Annotated in this window: 24 protein-coding genes; 9 read left to right on the plus strand and 15 right to left on the minus strand. The window is 53.7% G+C overall.

Annotated features, from left to right (window positions below; all coding sequences use genetic code 11):
- Both JSN25_RS07965 and JSN25_RS07970 read left to right on the plus strand, forming a co-directional pair.
- Positions 1–1,928: type VI secretion system Vgr family protein (locus JSN25_RS07965; protein WP_204525597.1), on the plus strand; the 1,928-nt coding region annotated here is incomplete at its 5' end.
- Positions 1,928–2,449, plus strand: a complete 522-nt coding sequence (locus JSN25_RS07970; protein WP_199952581.1) for a toxin-antitoxin system YwqK family antitoxin — start codon at positions 1,928–1,930, stop codon at positions 2,447–2,449. The genes JSN25_RS07965 and JSN25_RS07970, both read left to right, overlap by 1 nt.
- A 21-nt stretch (positions 2,450–2,470) precedes the next feature.
- On the opposite strand, the gene nrdG is transcribed toward JSN25_RS07970, so the two are convergent.
- From nrdG to treR, 5 genes are all read right to left on the minus strand, one after another.
- Complete coding sequence (nrdG, locus tag JSN25_RS07975) at positions 2,471–2,935, minus strand: anaerobic ribonucleoside-triphosphate reductase-activating protein (RefSeq protein WP_069324767.1); 465 nt, start codon at positions 2,933–2,935, stop codon at positions 2,471–2,473.
- A 120-nt stretch (positions 2,936–3,055) separates the two neighbouring features.
- Positions 3,056–5,194: an anaerobic ribonucleoside-triphosphate reductase gene (gene nrdD / locus JSN25_RS07980; protein WP_204525598.1), complete on the minus strand. Its 2,139-nt coding sequence runs from the start codon at positions 5,192–5,194 to the stop codon at positions 3,056–3,058.
- Between the two features lie 409 nt (positions 5,195–5,603).
- The gene (treC, locus tag JSN25_RS07985) at positions 5,604–7,256 is read right to left on the minus strand and encodes an alpha,alpha-phosphotrehalase (RefSeq protein ID WP_199952580.1); all 1,653 of its coding nucleotides are present in this window, start codon (positions 7,254–7,256) and stop codon (positions 5,604–5,606) included.
- Between the two features lie 49 nt (positions 7,257–7,305).
- Positions 7,306–8,724: a PTS trehalose transporter subunit IIBC gene (gene treB / locus JSN25_RS07990; RefSeq protein WP_204525599.1), complete on the minus strand. Its 1,419-nt coding sequence runs from the start codon at positions 8,722–8,724 to the stop codon at positions 7,306–7,308.
- Positions 8,725–8,880: 156 nt separating this feature from the next.
- Positions 8,881–9,828, minus strand: coding sequence for a trehalose operon repressor TreR (gene treR, locus JSN25_RS07995; protein WP_038636723.1), 948 nt, complete (start codon positions 9,826–9,828; stop codon positions 8,881–8,883).
- Between the two features lie 190 nt (positions 9,829–10,018).
- Between treR and mgtL the strand changes: the two genes are divergently transcribed.
- The 5 genes from mgtL to JSN25_RS08015 all read left to right on the plus strand — a co-directional run bounded on the left by mgtL (position 10,019) and on the right by JSN25_RS08015 (position 16,167).
- The gene (gene mgtL, locus JSN25_RS22440) at positions 10,019–10,072 is read left to right on the plus strand and encodes a mgtA regulatory leader peptide MgtL (RefSeq protein WP_223229530.1); all 54 of its coding nucleotides are present in this window, start codon (positions 10,019–10,021) and stop codon (positions 10,070–10,072) included.
- Between the two features lie 144 nt (positions 10,073–10,216).
- Positions 10,217–12,925, plus strand: coding sequence for a magnesium-translocating P-type ATPase (gene mgtA / locus JSN25_RS08000; protein WP_150344552.1), 2,709 nt, complete (start codon positions 10,217–10,219; stop codon positions 12,923–12,925).
- A 375-nt stretch (positions 12,926–13,300) separates the two neighbouring features.
- On the plus strand, positions 13,301–14,278 hold the full coding sequence (locus JSN25_RS08005) for a TRAP transporter substrate-binding protein (RefSeq protein ID WP_087857461.1): 978 nt from the start codon (positions 13,301–13,303) through the stop codon (positions 14,276–14,278).
- Positions 14,279–14,340: 62 nt separating this feature from the next.
- Positions 14,341–14,850, plus strand: coding sequence for a TRAP transporter small permease (locus tag JSN25_RS08010; RefSeq protein WP_038636733.1), 510 nt, complete (start codon positions 14,341–14,343; stop codon positions 14,848–14,850).
- Positions 14,851–14,880: 30 nt separating this feature from the next.
- Entirely contained in the window at positions 14,881–16,167 is a 1,287-nt protein-coding gene (locus JSN25_RS08015; RefSeq protein ID WP_204525600.1) for a TRAP transporter large permease, read from the plus strand.
- Positions 16,168–16,258: 91 nt separating this feature from the next.
- On the opposite strand, the gene ridA is transcribed toward JSN25_RS08015, so the two are convergent.
- The 5 genes from ridA to pyrL form a co-directional block, all read right to left on the minus strand.
- Positions 16,259–16,645 (minus strand): 2-iminobutanoate/2-iminopropanoate deaminase, encoded by a 387-nt coding sequence (gene ridA / locus JSN25_RS08020; RefSeq protein ID WP_000047544.1) that lies wholly within the window; start codon positions 16,643–16,645, stop codon positions 16,259–16,261.
- Positions 16,646–16,721: 76 nt separating this feature from the next.
- The gene (gene pyrI / locus JSN25_RS08025; RefSeq protein WP_069324772.1) at positions 16,722–17,183 is read right to left on the minus strand and encodes an aspartate carbamoyltransferase regulatory subunit; all 462 of its coding nucleotides are present in this window, start codon (positions 17,181–17,183) and stop codon (positions 16,722–16,724) included.
- A 13-nt stretch (positions 17,184–17,196) separates the two neighbouring features.
- Complete coding sequence (gene pyrB, locus JSN25_RS08030; protein ID WP_038636743.1) at positions 17,197–18,132, minus strand: aspartate carbamoyltransferase; 936 nt, start codon at positions 18,130–18,132, stop codon at positions 17,197–17,199.
- A gap of 2 nt (positions 18,133–18,134) precedes the next feature.
- Entirely contained in the window at positions 18,135–18,188 is a 54-nt protein-coding gene (locus JSN25_RS22445; protein WP_106875647.1) for a pyrBI operon leader peptide, read from the minus strand.
- Positions 18,169–18,270, minus strand: a complete 102-nt coding sequence (gene pyrL, locus JSN25_RS08040; RefSeq protein ID WP_003025819.1) for a pyr operon leader peptide — start codon at positions 18,268–18,270, stop codon at positions 18,169–18,171. The genes JSN25_RS22445 and pyrL overlap by 20 nt, the downstream gene beginning before the upstream one ends.
- Between pyrL and JSN25_RS08045 the strand changes: the two genes are divergently transcribed.
- Entirely contained in the window at positions 18,250–18,372 is a 123-nt protein-coding gene (locus JSN25_RS08045) for a hypothetical protein (protein WP_087857458.1), read from the plus strand. The genes pyrL and JSN25_RS08045 overlap by 21 nt on opposite strands.
- Here the strand turns inward: JSN25_RS08045 and JSN25_RS08050 are convergent.
- The 5 genes from JSN25_RS08050 to arcA all read right to left on the minus strand — a co-directional run bounded on the left by JSN25_RS08050 (position 18,369) and on the right by arcA (position 23,674).
- The gene (locus JSN25_RS08050) at positions 18,369–18,848 is read right to left on the minus strand and encodes an arginine repressor (protein ID WP_038636746.1); all 480 of its coding nucleotides are present in this window, start codon (positions 18,846–18,848) and stop codon (positions 18,369–18,371) included. The two genes, JSN25_RS08045 and JSN25_RS08050, sit on opposite strands and share 4 nt — an antisense overlap.
- A gap of 144 nt (positions 18,849–18,992) precedes the next feature.
- Positions 18,993–20,396 (minus strand): YfcC family protein, encoded by a 1,404-nt coding sequence (locus tag JSN25_RS08055; protein WP_038636748.1) that lies wholly within the window; start codon positions 20,394–20,396, stop codon positions 18,993–18,995.
- A gap of 55 nt (positions 20,397–20,451) precedes the next feature.
- Positions 20,452–21,456, minus strand: a complete 1,005-nt coding sequence (argF, locus tag JSN25_RS08060; protein WP_204525601.1) for an ornithine carbamoyltransferase — start codon at positions 21,454–21,456, stop codon at positions 20,452–20,454.
- Between the two features lie 55 nt (positions 21,457–21,511).
- Entirely contained in the window at positions 21,512–22,444 is a 933-nt protein-coding gene (gene arcC, locus JSN25_RS08065) for a carbamate kinase (protein WP_038636753.1), read from the minus strand.
- 9 nt (positions 22,445–22,453) lie between these two features.
- On the minus strand, positions 22,454–23,674 hold the full coding sequence (gene arcA, locus JSN25_RS08070; protein WP_038636756.1) for an arginine deiminase: 1,221 nt from the start codon (positions 23,672–23,674) through the stop codon (positions 22,454–22,456).
- A 672-nt stretch (positions 23,675–24,346) separates the two neighbouring features.
- On the opposite strand from arcA, the gene JSN25_RS08075 reads away from it, so the two are divergent.
- Positions 24,347–24,799 carry a YhcH/YjgK/YiaL family protein gene (locus tag JSN25_RS08075; protein ID WP_038636759.1) on the plus strand — a complete coding sequence of 151 codons (453 nt, stop codon included), beginning with the start codon at positions 24,347–24,349 and terminating at the stop codon, positions 24,797–24,799.
- Positions 24,800–24,830: the final 31 nt, after the last annotated feature.

Genomic DNA, 24,830 nt, shown 5'->3' on the forward strand with positions numbered 1-24,830 from the left:
CCCTAACCGGTCTTACCGCCGCCACCGCGTACAACGAATCACAGCTTAACGGCCTGACCACCGCCACCATCGCTGGAACCACCTCCGCGCCGTTAACCTTAGACAGCGCGCTGGCCACCCATCTGACCGCCACCATCAACAACGCCAGCTACGACGGGCTGATTGCCGAGGCGCACCAGCTCCCCGCCACCGCTAACGCCGATCGCTACCAGTTTGTCCTGCGTCCCTGGCTGTGGTGGCTGACGCTTGCCAGTAACAACCGCGTGTTTCAGAACCTCAGCGCGCAGGAGATCGTCGAGCAGGTGTTTAAAGACGCCGGGTTTAGCGACTACAAATTTCAACTGAAAAGCAAACCGGCGAAGCGGGAATACTGCCTGCAATATAACGAAAGCGATTTCAACTTTATCTCGCGCCTGCTGGAGCAGGAGGGGATCTTCTGGTTCTTCACTCATGCGCAGGGCAAGCACACCCTGGTGCTGGCGGATGATAACAGCGCTTTTCCGCCGATACCTGGCGACAAAAAAGTGAAGTATCAGGCCGCAGCAAGCGGCGCACGGGAAACTGGGATGATTCGCTCGGCAGAACTGCATTTACAGGCCACCGCCCAAGGCTTCCAGAGCAGCGATTTTAACTACGAACAACCAAAAGCTGCGCTGTTTTCGCAGACGGGCGAGAAGAAGGGCGGTATGCAGTATCAGCATCCGGGGCGTTTTAGCGTTAAAGCCGAAGGCGACGCGCTGGCGGCGTGGAAGGTTAACGCCCTGAAAGCGCAGGCGAAACAGCTGGTGGGCGAAAGCGACTGCGCGGCGCTGATGGCCGGGCACTGGTTTACGCTAACCGATCATGACGACAAATCTCTGAACATCGACTGGCTAATCACCACCGTTAGCCACGAGTACGATGGTGAACGCTATCGCAACCGCTTCACTGCTATTCCAAAGGCCACGCCGTATCGCCCCCTCGCCGTGACGCCACAACCCTTTATGCATACGCAAACGGCGATGGTGGTGGGTAAAAGCGGCGAGGAGATCTGGACCGACAAACTTGGTCGGGTGAAGGTACAGTTCCCGTGGGACAGAGAGGGCAAAAGCGACGAAACCAGCTCCTGCTGGCTGCGGGTGGCGACGGCGTGGAGCGGCAACGGCTTCGGCGCGCAGTTTATCCCGCGCATCGGTCAGGAAGTGGTGGTGAGCTTTATCGACGGCGACCCGGATAAGCCGCTGATTACCGGCTGCGTCTACAACGGCGCGAATGCGCTGCCGTACGCACTTCCGGCGAACCAGACCCAGTCGGGCATTAAAACCAAAAGTGAAAAAGGCTTCAACGAACTACGCTTCGACGACAAAAAAGATGCCGAGCTGCTGGCGATGCAGGCGCAAAAAGACTTCCAGCTTACCGTGCTTAACGACAGCAAAACGACTATCAGCCATGACGACATTCAGAACGTCAAAAACGACCGCACGCGTACCGTTGAAGAGGGCAACGAAACCGTTACCCTAAAAAAAGGCAATCGTGCGGTGAAAATCGAAAAAGGCAGCGACACACTGGAGGTAAAAGAGAAGCGCAGCGTGACGGTGAAAGGCGATCAGGAGTACGCCATCGACGGCAACGAGACGCATAAGGTAAAGGGCAACTACACGCTGAACGTCGATGGCAACCTGACGATTAAGGTCAGCGGTACGCTAACTCTCGAGAGCGGTAAAACGTTGGACATCAAGAGCGGGTCGGGTCTTAACGCCAGCGCGTCGGGCAGCATGAAGCTGGATGCCACCAGCATAGCCAGTGAAGCGAAAGCCTCGCTGACCCAGAAAGCCGCAACCATCAGCCACGAAGCAAAAGCCACGCTCACCAGCAAAGCCAGCGCGACCCAAACGGTGGATGGTGGCGGGATGCTGATGATTAAAGGTGGCCTGGTTAAGATTAACTGATGAGCGATACGCAGGAATATCACCTGGATAACACCCTGCTACGGGCAAATCTTGCGAACGACCAGCTAAACGGTGAGACGCGAATTGAAGAGAACGGACGCCTGCTGGCAGTTTTGCGATATCAACAGGGGGCGCTGCATGGGGTAATGGAGCGCTGGCATCCTAACGGTCAGCTAGCTATGCAGCAGGCGTATCGTGAGGGCAGGCCGGACGGTATTGCTCGTTACTTCTCGGAAAACGGCGAGCTACTGCGAGAAGAGCAGTGGCTTGAGGGCCTGCTGCACGGCGAATGCCGCAGCTTTTATCCTTCCGGGCAGCTACAGCAGCGTGAGCAGTGGAGTCAGGGGTTGCGTCACCAACTCAGCGAACAGTTCTATCCGGACGGCTCGCTTGCCCAGCGTCTCTGTTATGAAAAGGGGATACTGAAAGGGGAAGCGGAGCGCTGGCTGCCGGATGGGCGTGCCATTGATGCCCGTGGTAAAGCGCAATCGCGAATGAGTAAATGGACGGAGAGGCTGTGAACACGCCTCTCCTGAGTGATTTTATCGCAAATGATGCACGACCTGGTTGCTGCTACCGCGCCAGATCAGCGCCGGGTCTTTGAGGTCCTGCACAAATTTGCCATCAACCAGCACGTTGATGAGATCCACCACTTGCATCTGTGCGGCGTTGAGTTCATCGAGCTTGTAGCCGGTCCACACCCAGATATCTTTTCCCGGACACTCAGCGCGAATACGTTGTACCAGTTGCAGAATATCCGGCACGTTTTGCGGATGCAGCGGATCGCCGCCCGACAGCGAAATTCCCTGACGGTGAATACGCGTGTCGTTCAGATCGGCAATGATCTTATCTTCCATCTCTTTGGTAAACGGCTCGCCGGAATTGAGCCGCCAGGTGCTTTTGTTATAGCAACCGGGGCATTCGTGCACGCACCCTGACACAAACAGGGTGCATCGGGTTCCTGGGCCGTTGACGATATCGACAGGATAGTATTGATGGTAGCGCATAGAGGATGTCCAGAAAGCATGTAGGCCGGATAAGGTGCTTGCACCGCATCCGGCAACATTGTGATGCCTGATGGCGACGCGATTGCGTCTTATCAGGCCTACGGCCTTTGCAAACGGATATTAACCTATCTGCCCATTGCCTAAATGCTTAACGCGGCGCTTCACTTCTTCCTGCTTACCGGCGTTAAACGGACGTGCGTCCGGACTGCCTAAATAACCGCACACGCGGCGGGTGACCGACACGCGCGCGGCGTCGTGGTTACCACATTTCGGGCAGGTGAAGCCTTTACTGGTGCACTCGAACTCACCGGTAAAGCCGCACTCGTAGCATTCATCGATTGGCGTGTTGGTGCCGTAATACGGCACGTGCTGATAGCTGTAATCCCAAACGTCTTCCAGCGCTTTCAGGTTGTGCTGAATATTCGGGTACTCGCCGTAGCAAATGAAGCCCCCGCTCGCCAGCGGCGGGTATGGCGCTTCGAAATCGATCTTGTCGTACGGGTTCACCTTTTTCTCCACGTCGAGGTGGAAGCTGTTGGTGTAGTAACCTTTGTCGGTTACGCCCGGCACCACGCCAAACTCGGCGGTATCCAGACGGCAGAAGCGGTCACACAGGTTTTCACTCGGCGTGCTGTACAGGCTAAAGCCATAGCCGGTCTCGTCTTTCCACTGATCGACCGCCTGACGCAGACGTTCCACAATGGAGATACCTTTGGCGCGCAGCTGCTCGCTGTCATAGACATGTTTGTCGCCAAACAGCGCGTTGATGGTCTCATGAATGCCTATGTAGCCCAGAGAGATAGAGGCGCGACCATTTTTAAAGATCTCAGACACGTCATCGTCCGCTTTCAGACGCACGCCGCAGGCACCTTCCATGTACAGAATGGGCGCAACGCGGGCTTTTACGCCTTCCAGACGCGCGATACGGGTCATTAGCGCTTTACGCGCCAGCACCAGACGGTCGTCGAGCAGTTTCCAGAAGGTGGCTTCATCGCCATGGGCTTCCAGCGCGATACGCGGCAGGTTGAGGCTGATAACGCCGAGGTTGTTGCGACCATCGTGAACCTGTTCGCCGTTCTCGTTTTCCCACACGCCGAGGAAGCTGCGGCAGCCCATTGGCGTTTTGAACGAACCGGTGACTTTGACCACCTGATCGTAGTTCAGGATGTCCGGGTACATACGCTTGCTCGCGCATTCCAGCGCCAGCTGCTTGATGTCGTAGTTCGGATCGCCAAACTTGTGGTTCAGACCATCGCGAATCGCGAACACCAGCTTCGGGAACACCGCGGTTTTACGGTTTTTACCGAGGCCAGCAATGCGGTTACGCAGAATAGACTGCTGGATCAAACGCGATTCCCAACTGGTGCCCAGGCCAAAACCAAAGGTGACGAACGGCGTCTGACCGTTGGCGGTATGCAGGGTGTTCACTTCATACTCAAGGGACTGGAAAGCGTCGTAGCACTCTTTTTCGGTACGGGAATGGGCATAACCGTCGGCGTCCGGGATCTGCCATTCTTCAGCGGTCTTGCGATGTTTATTAAAGCTCTCGGTCACGAACGGCGCGAGAACTTCATCAATACGGTTAATGGTAGTACCGCCATAAATATGGCTGGCAACCTGCGCGATAATTTGCGCGGTCACGGCGGTCGCGGTAGAGATGGATTTTGGCGGCTCAATCTCCGCGTTACCCATCTTAAAGCCCTGCGTCAGCATGCCTTTCAGGTCGATCAGCATGCAGTTAAACATCGGGAAGAACGGCGAGTAGTCGAGATCGTGATAGTGAATATCACCACGCTCGTGCGCCTGAACGACATCACGCGGCAGCAGGTGTTGGCGCGCATAGTGTTTGGCGACGATACCGGCCAGCAGATCGCGCTGGGTCGGGATCACTTTGCTGTCTTTGTTGGCGTTTTCGTTCAGCAGAGCAGAGTTGGTTTGCTCAACCAGACCACGAATTTCCTGGTTCAGACGGCCACGTTTTTCACGCTGGATATCACGGTCGTGGCGATATTCGATGTACGCACGGGCGAGTTGTTTGTACGGGCCAGACATCAGCTGGTTTTCTACCGCTGTCTGGATCTCGTTGATATCGACCTGGCTGCGCTCATTCATCAGGCTACTAACGACTTCTGCGACGGTGGCACAGTAATCTGCGTCATCGACTCCCGCTGCTTTAGCTGCACGCAGAATGGCTTCTTTGATGCGCTCTGATTTAAACGGCACTTTACAGCCATCTCGTTTCATCACATGCGGTGTCATGATCACTCCATATTTATAAGAACAGGTTATCCACAGAGGTTGGGGAAGCGGCCATGGCTTTATTCATCTCTATTGCCAATGACTTCCCGCAATCCTGACCCACGTTATCCACAATTCCACCGTGAAGCGGTGCATTGTAGTTGTAGCAATTATAGGCGATTAATACAACATATTGGGTCGGCGTGCATTTTAAGTTCTATATGTAGTGATTTGCATCAAGGATGTTTACGATTTTTTTGATGTAGCGCAAAGTAAAAATCGGAGCGTACAGATGACGGGCGCTACAGCCGATTGTAAATTACCCCTGGAAAATTCTGATTAATTATTCAGCAAAAACAGGAAGGTAAGCTGAGCGTAGGCGACAACGCCCGGCCACGCTATGCGTACCGGGCCTGAACATCATTGCAAGCTATTTTTGCACCCACCAGACGGCTTCAAAAGGACGCAGCGTCATGTCAACGGGTTGGCTGGCGACCTCGGCATAGTTGTGCATCAGCACCTGCCAGTTTCCGTCGGCATGCGTCGGTTGCCAGCTCTGGAAGGTATCGCTCAGGTTGGCAATAACCAGCAGCCGCCGTCCTTGCCATTCGCGCTGATAACACCATACGTGTGGGCTGTCTGGTAACAGATCCTGGTAATCGCCCCAGGTGATAACTGGCTCCGTTTTACGCAGGGCGATCAGCTTCTGATAGGTGTAAAACACAGAATCAGCATCATCAAGCGCCGCTGCAACGTTGATCTCGGCTGCGTTGTCACACAGATTGATCCACGGTTCGCCCGCGGTGAAACCCGCGTGTTGGCTGGCATCCCACTGCATTGGCGTGCGGCTGTTATCGCGGGATTTACTGGCGAGGATTGCCAGCAACTCTTCGGCATCGCGTCCCTGCCCGTTCAATTCGGCGAACATGTTATGGCTTTCTACATCGCGGTAATCGGTAATCTGGCGGAAGTGCGGGTTGGTCATGCCAATCTCTTCCCCCTGGTAGATATAGGGCGTGCCCTGCATACCGTGCAGCACCATCGCCAGCATTTTGGCGGCGGGCACACGGTATTTCCCTTCATCGCCAAAACGCGACACGATGCGCGGCTGGTCGTGGTTACACCAGAACAGCGCATTCCATGCGACGTTGTGCATGCCCTGCTGCCAGTGGCGGAACAGAGTTTTGAGCGCCACGTAGTCCGGTTTGGCTAACGTCCATTTTTCACCGTTGGGATAATCCACCTTCAGGTGGTGGAAGTTAAAGGTCATCGACAGTTCGCTACCGTCCAGCGCGGCGTATTGCTGACAGTTTTCCAGCGTGGTGGAAGACATTTCGCCGACTGTCATCAGGCTACGTGGGGTGAAAACGTCGCGGTTCATCTCGCGTAAAAACGCATGCGCGCGCGGACCGTCGGTATAAAAACGGCGACCATCGCCGTCGGGATCGTTCGGGAAGTCCTGATCTTTGGAGATAAGATTGACTACGTCGAGGCGCAGGCCGTCCACGCCGCGATCGGCCCAGAACTCGCACACTTTTTTCAGCTCGGCGCGTACCGCCGGGTTTTGCCAGTTCAGGTCGGCCTGCTCAGGGGCAAAGAGATGCAGATAATACTGCTCGCTTTCGGCGTGCCAGCCCCAGGCGCTGCCGCCAAATTTTGACTGCCAGTTGTTCGGCGGGGTGGTCGGTTCGCCGTCGCGCCAGAGATAAAACTGACGATATGGGCTGTCTTTATCCAGCGCCTCACGAAACCATGCGTGCTGGGTTGAGGTGTGGTTAAACACCATATCCAGAATAATGCGTATGCCGCGCGCTTTCGCCGCTGCTACCAGTTCGTCAAAGTCTGCAAGCGTGCCGTAAGCCGGGTCAACTGACATGTAGTCGGCGACGTCGTAGCCGTTATCAACCTGCGGCGAAATGTAGAACGGCGTCAGCCAGATTGCGTCCACGCCCAGCTTTTGCAGATAGCCGAGGCGCTGCGTTACGCCGCGCAAATCACCCGTGCCGCTGCCGGTGGTGTCCTGAAAACTCTTGGGATACACCTGATAGATAACGCCGTTTTGCCACCAGTGTGGAATATTCATTGCTGTTTCCTGGAGATACGATGGGGCGCAACTGCGCCCCGAAGAAAAGTTACACAATCTGTAACGTGCCCTGACGGTATTTACGCTGGTAGACGAATGAGGTCAGTACCATCGGGATAACGATCGCGATGACCATCGCCATGCCAAACACCTGCCAGTAAGTCGGCTGAATGGAGAGGATACCCGGCAGGCCGCCGACGCCAATGCCGTTCGCCATCACGCCGTTCAGGCCGCACAGCAGACCGGCGAGACCGGAGCCGATCATCGCGCACAGCATCGGGAAGCGGTATTTCAGGTTGATCCCGTACATCGCCGGTTCCGTTACCCCGAGATAAGCCGAGATCGCCGCAGGTACTGATATTTCGCGTTCATTGTGTTTGCGGCTGGAGATAATGATGCCGACCACCGCAGAAGCCTGAGCGATGTTTGACAGCGCAATCAGCGGCCATACCGGCGTACCGCCCATGCTCTGGATCATCTGCATGTCGATAGCCAGCGTGGTCTGGTGTACGCCGGTGATCACCAGCGGCGCATACAGGAAGCCGAACAGCGCCGCGCCAATCGGCGCAAAGCTGCCGGTCATCAGATGACGAACCGCGAACGCCACGCCGTCGCCGATCATGCGGCCAAACGGACCGATAAACGCGTGCGCAAGGAACACAGCGAGGATCAGTGAGCACACCGGGACGATCACCAGATACAGATAATCCGGGACGATGCGTTTCATGCGCGTTTCAATAAACCCGAGCGCCAGACCGGCCAGCAGTGCCGGGATAACCTGCGCCTGGTAGCCCACTTTCTCTATGCTGGACAGGCCGAAGTTCCACACTTCCGGCACCTGTTGACCGAGCAGATAGGCGTTCATCAGCTGCGGCGAAACCAGGGTCACACCCAGCACAATACCGAGGATCGGCGTACCGCCCATTTTCTTCACCGCTGACCAGCAGATCCCGACAGGCAGATAGAAGAAGATCGCTTCGCCAATCAGCCACAGGAAGTCGTAGAGGGTTTTCAGCGACGGATGCATCTGCGCCAGCGTCTGCCCGTTACTCATTGGCAGATCGCCGATCACATTGCGAAAACCTAAGATCAAGCCGCCGCTAATCAGCGCTGGCAGCAGCGGGAAGAAGATCTCTGCAAAATGAGAAATGAGCTGTTCATGCCACTTCATGTTCTGCCGCGCGGCTTTTTTCGCCTGCTCTTTGTCGGCACTGGCCTGGCCGGTGGTCGCCAGCAGCGCTTTGTAGTAATCGCCCACCTCGGTGCCAATCACCACCTGAAACTGCCCGGCGTTGGTGAAGCAGCCTTTGACCATCGGCAACTGCTCTATCTCTTTTGGCCTGGCATTCGCAGGCTGATTCAGCACAAAACGCAGGCGAGTGATGCAGTGGCTCACCGTAGCGATATTGTCGCACCCGCCTACCAGCTCAATCAGCCGGTCGATGTCTGCTTGTTTTATTTTGCTCATGATGACGTGTATTCCCCGTAGGCCGGATAAGACGCGTTAGGTCGCCATCCGGCAACTCCCGCGTTGTTGGCGCAAGAGTATATCTTCGATGAATATTTAAAAACGGGAACGTTCCCGAAACACAGCGAAGATCACAAATTAGCGCTCAGAAAGCGATCAGGCGAGGGTGGAGGGAATAACGATTTGTCGCGGTTCGCTACGGCCGTTGATCTGCTCGATCAGCTGCGAGGCCGCTTGTCGTCCGGCTTCAGCGTAACCGGGATCGACGGTGATAATTTCCGGATGGAGAAATTTCATTAGCGGTGTGTTGCCCACACTCGCCAACTGCAGATTATCAATCCGCTGCTCCTGCAGATATTTGCTGACCCCAAGGGCAAGGGTATCCGTCGCGCAGACTAAGGCGGTGGTTTCCGGGGTGATGACATTGGCGGCCTGCTCATAACCCTGCTTCATGGCCAGGCCCGGTAGCGCGGCAACCGGATGCAGTTTGTGTTTTTTACAGAATGCCAGGTAGGCTTCATGACGGCGCTTACCGGTGGTCACGTCGCTATGGGGGACGCCAAGAAAGCTAATATGGCGGTGGTCGCGATCGTATAAACGCTGCATCAGGGTATGAATAGCGCCCTCATCGTCATAGCAGACGGAGGCAAAGCCTTTGGCATCTCTGGCCAGCAGTACCAGAGAATCCTGCCAGGAGGTGAGCATCGTTTCGGTAATGCCGGTAAAACCAAACAGCACCACACCGTCAATATTACGGCGTCTGAGCATGCCCAGATGTTCTTCGACCAGTTCAGGCGAGAACTGGCTTTCCATCATGATCGGATCGTAACCCTGTTCATAAAAAGCGGGCAGCATGGTCTGCACGGCGAGATTTTCTGAAAGAGAATCCAGGCGCGTGACGATAATCGCCACCACCTTGTCGCTTTGCCCACGCATGGCGCGTGCGGAGCGGGAAGGGGAAAAACCGTGCTGATTCATCACCGCTTCGACGCGTTCACGGGTACGTTCGCTGACGCCGCTTTCGTTGTTGAGAACGCGGGAAACCGTGGATTTCCCCACACCGCTTAAGCGGGCGATGTCTTTAATGGTCAGCCGATTTTGCATCCTGTTTTCCCGTGTCGCGTGTGAAGTTATGCCAAAAGAGAATAACTTTACTCAAGCACAGTGCAATGGGCAAAGTCTGGTATACGTTTGGTTTAGTTTCTATGCTTTATCATACCGCCATAATTGCCACAAACCTTATGGTTTTCTGCGTATAATCCGCGGCGCTTATCATTCACTTACCGGAGGCTATATGGATCCCGATCCCACCCCTCTCCCGAGACGGAGAAACACAACTTTCCGGTAAGCCTGTCTTTCACTGTCTTACCGGATGCGTAAGACAGTGACGTTCTGACGTCCCTGTTGTGATTTTAAAATTGCCATCAGGCAAGGCTTTGCCACGCCTGAAAGATTTACTGCGCCTGTTAAGACTGGCGCAGGGGGACTGCCTATGTTCAAAAATATTACTCGCCAGCTGTTTGCCCGGCTTAACCGCCATTTACCACATCGTCTGGTGCATCGCGACCCGTTGCCCAATGCGCAGACCGTTGCCAGCACACCGATCCCGCCCTCGCTGAGCGAACATTGCCTGAAAATGGCGCTGATGGACGAAGCCGCGCTGTGGAAAACGTTTGGCGCACACCCGGAAGGATTAAACGCCGCAGAGGTCGAGAGCGCCCGCGAAATCCATGGCGAAAACCAGTTGCCGGCGCAGAAGCCGTCGCCGTGGTGGGTGCATCTGTGGGTCTGCTACCGCAATCCGTTTAATATTCTGCTGACCATTCTTGGCGCCATTTCCTATGCCACTGAGGATCTGTTTGCTGCTGGCGTAATCGCGCTGATGGTCGCCATCTCGACGCTGCTGAATTTTGTGCAGGAGGCGCGTTCCACCAAAGCGGCAGATGCGCTGAAAGCGATGGTCAGCAACACCGCCACGGTGCTGCGCGTTATCAACGAAAAAGGCGAGAACGGTTGGGTTGAACTGCCAATTGACCAGTTGGTACCCGGTGATGTCATCAAGCTGGCGGCAGGGGATATGATCCCGGCGGATTTACGTATCGTCCAGGCGCGCGATCTGTTTGTGGCGCAGGCTTCGCTGACCGGGGAATCGCTGCCCGTGGAGAAAGTCGCAACCAGCCGCGACCCGCAGCAAAGCAACCCGCTGGAGTGCGATACGCTGTGCTTTATGGGGACCAATGTGGTGAGCGGCACGGCGCAGGCTATTGTGATTTCGACTGGAGCCAATACCTGGTTCGGGCAACTGGCGGGGCGCGTCAGCGAGCAGGAAAGCGAGCAGAATGCCTTCCAGAAAGGGATCAGCCGCGTCAGCATGTTGCTGATCCGCTTTATGCTGGTGATGGCGCCCATTGTGCTCATCATTAACGGCTATACCAAAGGCGACTGGTGGGAGGCGGCGTTGTTTGCGCTGTCTGTTGCGGTAGGGCTGACCCCAGAAATGCTGCCGATGATCGTCACCTCGACGCTGGCGCGCGGGGCGGTGAAGCTGTCTAAACAGAAAGTCATCGTCAAGCACCTTGATGCCATCCAGAACTTTGGCGCGATGGATATCCTGTGCACCGATAAAACCGGGACCCTGACGCAGGATAAAATTGTGCTGGAGAATCATACTGATATCTCTGGAAAACCCAGCGAGCACGTTCTGCATTCCGCGTGGCTGAACAGCCATTACCAGACCGGGCTGAAGAATCTGCTGGATACGGCGGTACTGGAAGGCGTGGATGAGGAATCTGCCCGCCAGCTTTCTACCCGTTGGCAGAAAATCGATGAGATCCCGTTTGATTTTGAACGTCGCCGCATGTCGGTGGTGGTGGCGGAAGAAACGGATGTGCACCACCTGGTGTGCAAAGGCGCGCTGCAGGAGATCCTCAGCGTCTGCACCCAGGTGCGCCACAACGGCGAGATTGTCCCCCTGGATGAGGGCATGCTGCGTCGGGTGAAACGCGTTACCGATACGCTGAACCGTCAGGGGCTGCGCGTAGTGGCGGTGGCCACCAAGTACCTGCCCGCGCGTGAAGGTGATTACCAGCGTATTGATGAGTCGGATCTGATCCTCGAAGGCTATATCGCGTTCCTCGATCCGCCGAAAGAGACCACCGCGCCGGCGCTGAAGGCGCTGAAAGCCAGCGGTATTACGGTGAAAATTCTCACCGGTGATAGCGAACTGGTGGCGGCAAAAGTGTGCCACGAAGTGGGGCTGGATGCGGGCGATGTGGTGATTGGCAGCAGCATTGAAGGATTAAGCGATGACGAACTGGCAACGCTTGCTCAGCGCACCACGTTGTTTGCCCGCCTGACGCCGATGCACAAAGAGCGCATTGTCACGCTGCTCAAACGTGAAGGCCACGTGGTTGGCTTTATGGGCGATGGCATCAACGACGCTCCGGCGCTGCGCGCGGCGGACATCGGTATCTCTGTTGATGGCGCGGTCGATATTGCGCGTGAAGCGGCGGATATTATCCTGCTGGAAAAGAGCCTGATGGTGCTGGAAGAAGGGGTGATCGAAGGACGCCGTACTTTTTCTAACATGTTGAAGTACATCAAAATGACGGCCAGTTCTAACTTCGGTAACGTGTTTAGCGTGCTGGTGGCGAGCGCCTTTTTACCGTTCCTGCCGATGTTGCCGCTGCACTTACTGATTCAGAACCTGCTGTATGATGTATCCCAGGTGGCGATTCCGTTTGATAACGTCGACGAAGAGCAGATCAAAAAGCCCCAGCGTTGGAATCCCGCCGAACTGGGCCGCTTTATGATCTTTTTTGGGCCGATCAGCTCGATCTTTGACATTCTGACCTTTTGCCTGATGTGGTTTGTCTTCCATGCCAATACGCCAGAGCATCAGACGTTGTTCCAGTCGGGCTGGTTCGTGGTGGGCCTGCTGTCGCAAACGCTGATTGTGCATATGATCCGTACCCGTCGCGTGCCGTTTATCCAAAGTCGCGCCGCATGGCCGCTGATGCTAATGACGCTGGTCGTGATGGTGGTGGGCATTGCATTGCCGTTCTCGCCGCTGGCCAGCTATCTGCAATTGCAGGCGCTGCCGCTGAGCTACTTCCCGTGGCTGATTGCGATTCTGGCGGGCTACATGACATTGACCCAATTAGTGAAAGGTTTTTATAGCCGTCGCTACGGTTGGCAGTAAACATCAAACTTCTCAGCAGGATGGTGTAAATACCATCCTGCATTTCTCTTTTTCATTCGAAAGATATTCTCGCGAAATAGTAGTGTTTTATTTTTATTGAAATGCTAGCTGAGGGAATTAGTATCAAATCGCCTTCTTTGCGTTGTTTTTTTATCAATAAAACGATCTGTGTTGCAAAAATGAAACACTGTGCTAAAAATTATTAGCATCTGCGATTTTTTGTGAACGCAGTCATCGAAATAAATTGTTACACCAGCTAGTCTGCGCAGGTAACGTCGTTAAGAAAGTTTCTCGCTGCCCGTTTTAATTCCGGCAGTCATTTGCTCTGCAAGCTATTCCTGTTAATGGATATTATGAACTTCTGGAGAAGGACAAATGAAACTGACAAAAAACCTGTTAAGTCTGTGTATTGGCGCGTCCGTATTACTGGCGAGTCATGCAACGCTGGCACAAACTTTTCGCGCCGCGGATGTGCATCCGGCTGATTACCCGAACGTCGTCGCAGTGAAACATATGGGGGAGAAGCTCAGCGCCGCGACCGATGGCCGTCTGGAGATTAAAACATTTCCAGGTGGCGTGTTAGGTGATGAAAAACAGATGATTGAGCAGGCGCAATTAGGCGCTATCGATATTATTCGCGTCTCAATGACGCCTGTTGCCGCTATTCTTCCTGAAATTAACGTATTTACCCTGCCGTATATCTTTCGCGATGAAGACCATATGCATAAGGTCCTTGACGGCATGATCGGTCAGGAGATTGGCGACCGCCTGACGGCCAATACGAAATCGCGGCTGGTATTCCTGGGTTGGATGGACGCCGGGACGCGCAACCTGATTACCAAAAATCCGGTGGTGAAACCGGAAGATTTACACGGTATGAAAATCCGCGTTCAGGCGAGTCCGATAGCGCTGGATACCTTAAAGGCGATGGGCGCTAACTCTATCGTGATGGGCGTCAGCGAAGTGTTTAGCGGTATGCAGACCGGCGTTATTGATGGTACGGAAAATAACCCGCCAACATTTGTTGCGCACAACTATTTACCGGTCGTTAAAAACTATACCTGGAGCAAACACTTTATTATTCCTGAGCTTTTTCTGTTTTCCAAAGCCAAATGGGATAAATTGAAAAAAGAAGACCAGGAACTCATTATTAAGCTCGCCAAAGAAGCGCAGGTTGAACAACGCAAACTTTGGCAAGAATATAATGCGAAATCTCTGGAAACTATGAAAGCCAATGGCGTTCAGTTCCACGATATTGATACGGACTATTTCTATAAAGCCACGCAGTCAGTGCGGGATAATTACGGTAAAGACCACCAGGATTTGATCAAACGTATTCAGGATGTGAAGTAATTCATCAGGCGGAGGGGAGCAATCCTCTGCCTGAGTCTTTTGATTAATTCGAGGTGATAATTATGGGTGAATGTTATTCATCGGTAATGGATTTTCTTTATCGGGTCTCTATGTGGATTGCCGGTGTCGCATTATTGGTTATGGTCGCCATTATCCCTATTGGCATATTCGCACGCTATGTCCTGAACAATGCCCTGTCATGGCCTGAACCGGTCGCCATTCTTTGTATGGTGACGTTCACCTTTATTGGCGCGGCGGTGAGCTATCGCGCAGGTTCGCATATCGCGGTGAGCATGGTGATTGACCGTCTGGGGGAGTCCGCCCGTCGTTACTGCTCGATTGTCGCAGATATCATGTTGGTGGCGATCAGCCTGTTTATTCTCTGGTATGGAATCAATCTGTGTCTTGAGCTGTGGGACCAGCCTGTCGCGGAATTCCCGCTTTTAAGCGCCGGGCAAAACTATCTGCCGTTGCCGATTGGCTCCGCTATCACGCTGCTGTTTATCGCAGAAAAGATTTTCCGCGGCCCGCAATATCAACGTCCCGTTGTCATGCTGGGTTCAACCAGCTAGTTACCGCCCCCATTTCATTAAGGAAAGCAGATGGATGCATTTATTCTCGTCTTTACGCTTGGCATTATGCTGGCGATTGGGGTACCGGTAGCGTACGCGGTTGGCATTAGCGCCATCATTGGAGCCTGGTATATTGATATTCCGCTGGAAGCCGTGATGATCCAACTGACCAGCGGAGTAAACAAGTTTTCGCTGCTGGCGATCCCATTCTTTATTCTGGCCGGGGCAATCATGGCGGAAGGGGGGATCGCGCGCCGCCTGGTGAATTTTGCCTATATTTTCGTTGGCTTTATCCGCGGCGGGCTGTCGCTGGTAAATATCGTCGCCTCGACCTTTTTTGGGGCAATTTCAGGATCGTCGGTGGCCGATACCGCTTCTATCGGTTCAGTGATGATCCCGGAGATGGACAAAAAAGGCTACCCGCGCGACTTTGCCGCGGCGGTAACCGCCAGCGGCTCGGTGCAGGCGATCCTCACGCCGCCCAGCCATAACTCGGTTATCTACTCGCTGGCAACGGGCGGGACGGTGTCGATTGCCGCGCTGTTCATCGCCGGGATCCTGCCGGGCCTGTTGCTGAGCTTTAGCCTGATGGTGATGTGCGTGGTTTTTGCCCATAAACGCGGTTATCCAAAAGGGGAGCGCGTACCGTTTCGCCAGGCGCTGAAGATTTTCGTCGATACGCTGTGGGGATTAATGACGGTGGTGATCATCATGGGCGGGATCCTGTCAGGTATCTTTACCGCAACGGAATCCGCGGCGATTGCCTGTCTGTGGGCCTTCTTTGTCACCATGTTTATCTATCGTGACTATAAATGGTCAGAGCTGCCGAAGCTGATGTTCCGCACGGTGAAAACGGTGACTATTGTGATGATCCTGATAGGCTTTGCCGCCGCGTTTGGGGCCGTCATGACCTATATGCAGTTGCCGATGCGGATTACCGAAGCCTTCACCAGCATCTCGGATAACAAATATGTCATCCTGATGTGCATTAACATCATGCTGCTGCTGATCGGTACGCTGATGGACATGGCGCCGCTGATCCTGATCCTGACGCCAGTGCTACTACCGGTGACCAACGCGCTCGGCATTGATCCGGTCCATTTTGGCATGATCATGCTGGTGAACTTAGGGATCGGCCTGATTACGCCGCCGGTGGGGTCGGTGCTGTTTGTGGCCAGTGCGGTGAGTAAGCAGAAAATCGAGCAGGTGGTGAAGGCGATGCTGCCATTCTACCTGGTGCTGTTCCTGGTGCTGATGCTGGTGACGTACATTCCGGCGATTTCGCTATTCCTGCCGAAAATGTTTGGCGTGATGTGATAAATGCCCGGTGGCGCTCGCGCTTACCGGGCCTACAAACTACGCTTGCATAGGCCGGATTACGCGAAGCCGCCATCCGGCACAAGGTGGTTTAGCGACGAACGGCGATCGCTTCAATCTCGATTTTCACGTCTTTCGGCAGACGAGCAACTTCCACGCAAGAACGCGCCGGGAAGGTCGCGTTGTGCTCGGTGAAGAACGCTTCGTAGGTGGCGTTGACGGTAGCGAAATCGTTCAGGTCTTTCACGAAGACGGTCGTTTTTACGATGTCGCCCACTTTTAGACCTGCTGCTTCAACGATAGCTTTTACGTTTTCCAGCGACTGACGCGCCTGAGCGGACACGTCTTCCGCTACGGCGCCGGTTTTCGGATCGACCGGGATCTGACCGGAAGTGATTACCATGCTACCCAGGTCAACACCCTGTACGTATGGGCCGATTGCTGCTGGTGCATTTTCCGTCGCGATAGTCTTGCTCATGATTTCTCCTGAATTACAGCGGTAAGTAGAATTCCTTAGGCATTATAGGGAGCAGGGATCTCATAACCAACCCTAATTAGTTGGCCAGCACCACATAATGCGAAAACTCTTTTTCACAGTATTTGCATTTGAGTGCGATGTCATCAGCACGCTTTTTCACTGCAAAACTGGAAGAAACCGGCTCAGCATGACTGATGCAGTTGCTGTTCGGACACACCAGCACGTTGTCGATGCGCTCTGGCAGACTCGGACGTGATTTACCCACCACGTCGTAATTATCAATGCGGTTCACCGTTGCCTGCGGCGCATACAGAGAGAGCTGGTTAACCTGCTCGTCGGTCAGGAAGGTATTTTCAATTTTGATCAGGTCTTTACGACCCATCTCACCGGACGGCAGGTTCAGACCGATGGTGATTCGCTGGTCGGTTTCTGTCAGCTTGAACAGCGTCAGCAATTTAAAACCAACCTGTGCGGGAATATGGTCAATCACGGTGCCACGTTTGATGGCTTCAACCTGCAGTTTGTTATCGTGTGTCATCTCTTTTTCTCCCTTACAGTGCCAGTTCGCTATTCAGTACCAGTGCCAGTAACGCCTGGCGGGCGAAGATGCCGTTGCCAGCCTGCTGGAAATACCAGGCGTGCGGCGTCTTATCGACGTCGGTGGTGATTTCATCAATACGCGGCAGCGGGTGTAGTACCTTCATATTGGCTCTGGCGCCGTTCAGGTCGCTGGCGCGCAGGACAAACTGTGCTTTCACGTTGGCGTATTCGGATGGGTCCAGACGCTCTTTTTGTACGCGGGTCATGTAGAGGATATCGACTTCCGCCATCACCTCTTCGATAGTGCCATGCAGGCTCCAGGCGATGCCCTTTTCAGTCAGCATATCCAGAATGTACTGCGGCATGGCCAGCGCATCCGGGGCGATGAAGTAGAAGCGGTTGCCTTCAAACTTCGCCAGCGCCTGGGTTAAGGAGTGGACGGTGCGGCCATATTTCAGATCACCCACCATGGCGATTTGCAGATTGTCCAGGCGGCCCTGTGTCTCCTGAATGGTAAACAGATCCAGCAGCGTTTGGGTTGGATGCTGGTTAGAGCCGTCGCCCGCGTTAAGAACCGGGACGTTACCAGAGAATTCTGTTGCCAGACGCGCGGCGCCTTCCTGCGGATGACGCATGACGATGGCGTCGACATAGGTGCTGATGACGGAAATGGTGTCAGCCAGCGTTTCGCCTTTTTTGCCCAGAGACGTGTTGCTGCTGTCAGAGAAACCTACCACGCTGGCGCCCAGACGGTGCATAGAAGTTTCAAAGGATAGACGGGTGCGGGTGGACGCCTCAAAGAAGCAACTGGCGATGACCTTATGCTTTAACAGTTCCGGTTGTGGGTTCGCTTTTAATTTCGCCGCCGTTGCGAGGACCAGATTGAGGTCATCGCGGCTGAGGTCGTTTATGGAAATGATGTGTTTTTGATAGAGCGGGTTAGCCATGTTTATCTCCTGACGCCTGGGCAAAAAAAAAGCCCCTCAATTGAGGGGCTCGGAATGGGTGATCAACGGAAAGAAAAACGGCAGGCCAGCGTCCTTTTTCAGACGCGGTAAGACAAAATGTCGTACACACTGAACCATACATCCTCCCGGCAAATTGTCCGCGATTATACTCAGCTACGTTATGGGATCAAGCGAAAAATGCACGATTTATTCATCGCAAACGGTTCTTCTGAATTTTAATTCATTTTAAAGAGATAATTAATCTGCTTGTGAACCAGGCCCGTTCGCTGCACGACGCGCGGCGCGACCCAGACGATACTGCTGCCGGCAATGACGCCCAGAATTTCCGGCAAGGCGTGATAATCGAGGATTCTGGCAACCGCGCGACCATATCCTGCAGCGGTGTGAATAAGGATAAACTCGCTATTGTGTTCTATGCTGACCACCATTTCAGCGATCGATCGCGCCGCATCAGGAGCGGGTCGTGACTGAGGATTGACAGAATAAATTTTTTGCCCTTTTGTATTTCTTATTTTTATGGCCCCAAGCAACTTCAGCAAACGAGACACCGTCGACTGACTAATACTGGTAAAGCCGTGGCTTTGCAGGTCGCGGCGCAGCGCTTCCTGGGACAGGTAGCTTTTTTCGCTAATCAGGCGCTGACACATCGCCAGCTGTTTTTGCTCTTTGGCAGAGTAATCATCGAATTCCTTCATAAAATCACCTTATATTTCTTATCTGTATCAATGCGATGGCGAAATTCACCACATTTACAGTATCAATAACGGCTCAAACGGGCGGTTGTGCAGAAAAACGAGAGAACGATCAAAAAAGCCGTCGGATACCGACGGCTAAAAGAGCTACAGCATCGCGCCGATACTCAGGACGACCATGTTCAGTAACGTCAAAATAAGCAGTAACGGAGCGACCCATTTCAGGTAACGCACATAGGGAACGCGCGCGATGGCCAGCCCCCCCATCACAACCGCAGAGGTGGGCGTAATCAGATTCACAATGCCGGAAGCGGATTGATACGCGGTGACGACCAGATCCCTCTGTACATGCGCGAAGTCGGCCAGCGGGGCCATAATGGGCATGGTGAGGACCGCCAGCCCAGAGGACGATGGGACCAGGAAGGAGAGCAACACTTCCAGCCAATAGGTCACATTGATGAAAATGGTGGTGGAAAGGCCGGAGACTATATTTTCGGCGCTGTGCAGAATGGTGTGAGTGATCATGCCGTTATCCATCACCACGACGATGCCGCGCGCAATACCGATAATCAGCGCCACGCCAAGCAGATCCCGCGCACCGTCAATGAACGTACTGGTAAATGCCTCTTCACTCATGCGGGCGATTACGCCGACGATAATCGCAGCAGCCAGAAAGACTGCGGATATTTCTGCCATCCACCATCCGAGTACCGCCACCCCATAGATCATTACCGCAAAGGCGGCGGCGAAAATCAGCAGGATCCATTTCCGCGTTGCTGTGAATTCCAGATTGGTATTGGCGCGACTACCGAGAAAATGGGCGCGGTTTTCCTCCATTTTATCCGCCACGATAGACAGCTCAGGATGGCTGCGAACTTTCCGGGCATAGCGCATGACCCACACCACACAGATCACATAGCCGACGACCAGCAGCAGAATGCGCATCAGCATTCCCTGGGTGAAGGGGATCCCGGCCGCGTTGGCAGCGATAACCGTTGCGAACGGGTTAATGGTCGAACCGAGTGTGCCGATACCTGCGCCGAGCAAAACGGTCGCAGCAGCTACCAGTGGATCAAAGCGGGCCGCCATCATTACCGGGACGAGCAGCGTGTAAAAAGGTAGCGACTCTTCCGCCATCCCGTAAATCGTACCGCCGGCGGCGAAAAGTCCCATCAGGATGGGGATCATCCACTCTTCTTTGCCGTTAAGCCTGACCGTTACGCGTTCGATACCGGCGTCAATGGCGCCCGTTTTATTTACCACGCCGAGAAAACCGCCGATGATCAGGACAAACAGCGCCACATCAATGGCGCCGGCGGTGTAGGTCTCGTGATTATAAAGACCGTCAATTGGCGCCAGCAGTACAGCGGTAATGCCTTGTGGATGCGCCTCTGTGGGGGCATAAGTCCCGGCAACTGGCACTTCTTTACCCAGGGTCGCATTCATCGCCATCTGGTATTTCCCTGCCGGGACAATCCAGGTCATAACAGCGACGAGTGCAATAAGAATAAACAGGATGGTATACGCGCTGGGAAATTTGAATTTGCCCATGATGTTCTCCGGATAGCTCGGGCATATGCCGTCAGGCGACATATGCCCGCAGGGGTTAGTCGCCGAGTGTCGCTACCATGACCGCTTTAATGGTATGCATCCGGTTTTCTGCTTCGTCGAAGACGATGGAGTGTGCTGACTCGAACACCTCTTCCGTGACCTCAAGCCCTTTCAGGCCGTAAGCCGCTTCGATTTCACGCCCAACTTTGGTGTGTTCGTTATGGAAGGCGGGCAGACAGTGCATAAATTTCACATTGGGGTTGCCGGTTGCGTTGATGACTCGCTGGTTAATCTGGTAAGGCGTCATCAGGCTTACGCGTTCTGCCCATGCCTCTTTGGGTTCGCCCATGGAGACCCAGACATCGGTATAGAGGAAATCCACGTCGTAAACGCCTTCCTCAACGTCCTCTGTGAGCGTAATGCGCGCGCCTGTCACGCTGGCGATTTCACGGCATTCGGCAACCAGCGTCTCATCCGGCCAGAAGGATTTAGGGGCGACGAGGCGGATGTCCATCCCCATTTTCGCCGCGCCAACCATCAGCGAATTACCCATGTTATTGCGGGCGTCACCGAGGTAGGCGAAGCTCAGTTCAGGTAAGGTTTTGCCCGGCGCGTGTTCCAGCATGGTCATCAGATCCGCAAGGATCTGCGTAGGGTGAAATTCGTTGGTCAGTCCGTTCCATACCGGAACACCGGCGAACTGCCCCAGTTCTTCGACGATCTCCTGGCCATATCCGCGATATTCGATGCCGTCGTACATGCGGCCTAACACGCGGGCGGTATCTTTCATCGATTCTTTGTGACCAATCTGTGAGCCGCTTGGGCCGAGATAGGTCACCTGCGCGCCCTGATCAAAAGCGCCAACTTCAAAGGCGCAGCGGGTGCGGGTTGAGGTTTTTTCGAAGATGAGCGCGATATTTTTACCGACCAGCGTCCGTCTTTCGCGTCCGGCCTTTTTCGCCGTTTTTAATTCGATAGCCAGATCGATCAGGTACTGGATCTCTGCCGGGGTGTAGTCGAGCAGTTTAAGAAAATTGCGATTTTTTAAGTTAACAGTCATCAGAATGTCCTTATGTAGGCCGGATAAGGCGCAGTCGCCCATCCGGCAAAATGGGTCACGCGTCGTAAGCAATGGTTTCGGGCCGAATCAATGTGCCTTTCTCTCCCGAGAGAATGGCCGGGCCGTCGGCCAAGGAGCCGATGCCTGCTATCCCCTGGCATTGAGAGACAAAATTCGCGCAGGCGGTAACTTTCGGCCCCATAGAACCGGCGTCGAACTGCATTTCGCCGAGTATTTCGGGGGTGACCTGAGCCAGAGGGCGCTGGGTGGGTTTGCCCCAGTCGAGGTACACCGCGTCGGCATCGGTCAGGATGAGCAACGCATCAGCATGAAGCTGGCTGGCGAGCAGGGCGGCGGAGAGATCTTTGTCGATTACGGCTTCAATGCCGTGGTAGCCATCGGCTTTTTCCACGACCGGCACACCGCCGCCGCCATTGCAGATGACCAGATGATCGCGGGCGATCAACGCCTGGATCGCGTCACTTTCAACAATGCGTTTGGGCTGCGGAGAGGGCACAACGCGACGGAACGCTTTACCATCGGCTTTGAAAACCCAGCCTTTTTCCACCTGTAATGCACTGGCCTGGGTTTGGTCGTAAATGGGCCCGATATATTTGGTGGGATTGCTGAAGGCTGGATCGTGGGCATCGACTTCAACCTGCGTCAGCAGGACGCTAATTTCTCGCTGTGGAAGCTGGTTTTTCAGCGCCTGTTGCAACATATAGCCAATCATTCCCTGACTTTCCGCGCCGAGAATATCGAGCGGATAGGGGGTGACGCTGGCGTAAGCGCTGTTTTGTAACGCCAGTAGTCCAACCTGTGGGCCATTGCCGTGTACCAGAATCACACGCCACTGTTGCGTAAGCCGGGCGATGGTTTTTGCCGCCAGCTCAATATTCTTACGTTGGATGTCTGCTTCCAGCGGCTCGCCGCGTTTGAGCAGCGCGTTGCCGCCCAGAGCCACAACCAGGGTTGGTTTATTTTCCATGACGTCTCCTTAAATACCGTCGCGTTCCAGCGGGCAGCTCATGCAGCGCGCGCCGCCGCGTCCGCGTCCAAGTTCGTCGCCAGGAATGGGTAAAACGGTGATGCCGGCTTTGTCGTATTTCTCGTTGGTCCAGATATTGCGCTCGTAACCCACAACAACGCCGGGGCGTAGCGTCAGGACGTTGTTGGCGTCATTCCACTGTTCACGTTCGGCTTCGAAGGCGTCACCGCCGGTAGTAATCAGGCGAATTTGATCGAGCCCCAGCGCTTTTTCCAGGGCATGGACCAGCGTACTTTCCTGCGTCCGTTTCAGGCCGCCGCGCCCGTCTGGCGTCAGAGTCCAGCACTGCACGTCCGGGCGCACCACTTCCGGGTAGACAGAGAAGGTATCGATATCGATGTGGGTCATCACGGTGTCGAGATGCATACAGGAACGATGCTTAGGCAGTTCGACCGCGATGACGCGCTCTGCCTGGCGATGCTTGAAGAGTGACTGGGCAAGGAACTCGATTCCCTGTGGCGTGGTGCGCTCAGACATGCCAATAAGTACCGCACCGCGACCAATGACCAGCACATCTCCACCTTCTAATGTGGCGTGGTCGTAATTAATATTTTCATCACCGAAATATTTAATAAATTCGCCATCGGCAAATTGTGGGTGCCAACGGTAAATCGCCCGCAGATTATTAGTTTCTCGTTGCCGGGCAGTTTTAGCCATCGGATTAATCGACACGCCGTTATATATCCAGCAGGAAGTGTCGCGGGTAAATAAATGGTTGGGCAATGGCTTCATAATAAAATCATTAATATCATGAGTATCCACCACCATATTTTTTATAGAGGCAGGGATTTCGCCATAGGTCAGCCCGCCGCTTAAATGCCGTGCCAGTTCCCGATGCTGCATGTCCGCAAGCCAGGCGCGGACATCGGCGGCGAAAGTGGGTCCAAGGCGATAATCAGAAATTTGCGTATCCAGCAGCCAGCTTTTAGCGTCGGGAATATCCAGGGTTTGTGTTAATAAATCAGTGAGTAACAGAACCTCAATTCCCTCCTGGCGCAGCGTGTTGGCGAAAATGTCGTGCTCTTCACCTGCACGTTCTACCGAAAGCACATCATCAAAAAGCAGCTCCTGACAGTTGGATGGCGTCAGCCTTTTTAAGCTGAGATTAGGGCGATGCAGCATCACGCTACGTAATTGACCGATTTCAGAACCGACATAATGCTTTTCCATCATTATTCCTTTAATACGATTTTAAAAAATAAAGAGGAGATGGCTGCAAATGCAATTTATTGCAGTCATGATTTTTCAGCTGATTTCAGAATCTATATTTAGATCTTATTTGATACGGAAACGTGATTTGTTTCACAGTCGGTTCGATATTTGAATTTGCTTTCCTAATATATGAGATGGCTCTGAGATTTTAAAAAATAATAAATACAATAACTGAATTGCTACGCATGAATATGTCTTGTTATTTACCTATGTTAATTTTATGTACATTTTTAAAAATATATGCATTTAATAATTAATTGATTTTTATGTGTTTTTTATTATTAGGTGAATGTTTATGCGGTTCTGTGATTCTATTATTTGTACGGGACAGTTTATTGCCAAATAAATATGGTGGCGAACAAAGCTAGTGGGGGAGGTGTGAATTGTGATCGACGGCTGGGTTTTATCATAACACTTTCAAAACCAGCAAGTTACCAGCAAAGAGAAAAATGAGAGGGTAAGAGTTATGCAGTGTTTATGCATAACCTGATGCGTTAGGTTAACAACTATCTAACATCATCAGCGATAAACATGCGTTGCCGCAAAATATCGGTAATTAGGAGTGGTATGGCAGGCCGTTTTTTCGTATAACAACAAAAATGAAACGATGTTTTAATTAAGGGGTTTGAGATGATTGTCGGCAATATTCACAACCTGGGTGCCTGGCTGCCGGAAGAGCTGCGTCAGGCGATTGAGCACATTAAAACGCATGTTACGGATGCGACGGAAAAGGGTAAGCATGATATCGATGGCGATCGCCTGTTTTATCTGATTGCCGAAGATATGACGGAGCCGTTTGCACAGCGCCGTGCCGAGTATCATGCCCGCTATCTGGATATTCAGATCCTGCTCAAAGGGCAGGAAGGCATGACCTTCAGTACGCAGCCTGCGGGCGCGCCGGAAACTGACTGGCTGGCGGATAAAGACATTGCCTTCCTGCCGGAAGGGGCACAGGAGAAAACGGTGGTGCTGAACGAAGGTGACTTTGTGGTGTTCTATCCGGGGGAAGTGCATAAACCGCTGTGCGCAGTCGGCGCTCCGGCGCTGGTACGCAAAGCGGTGGTGAAATTGCGGGTGGAATAAGCGTGTTTGCCGGGGGGCGGCTTCGCCTTGC

Origin of the sequence: Citrobacter cronae (assembly GCF_016893685.1) — a bacterium.
Classification (GTDB): Bacteria; Pseudomonadota; Gammaproteobacteria; order Enterobacterales; family Enterobacteriaceae; genus Citrobacter; species Citrobacter werkmanii.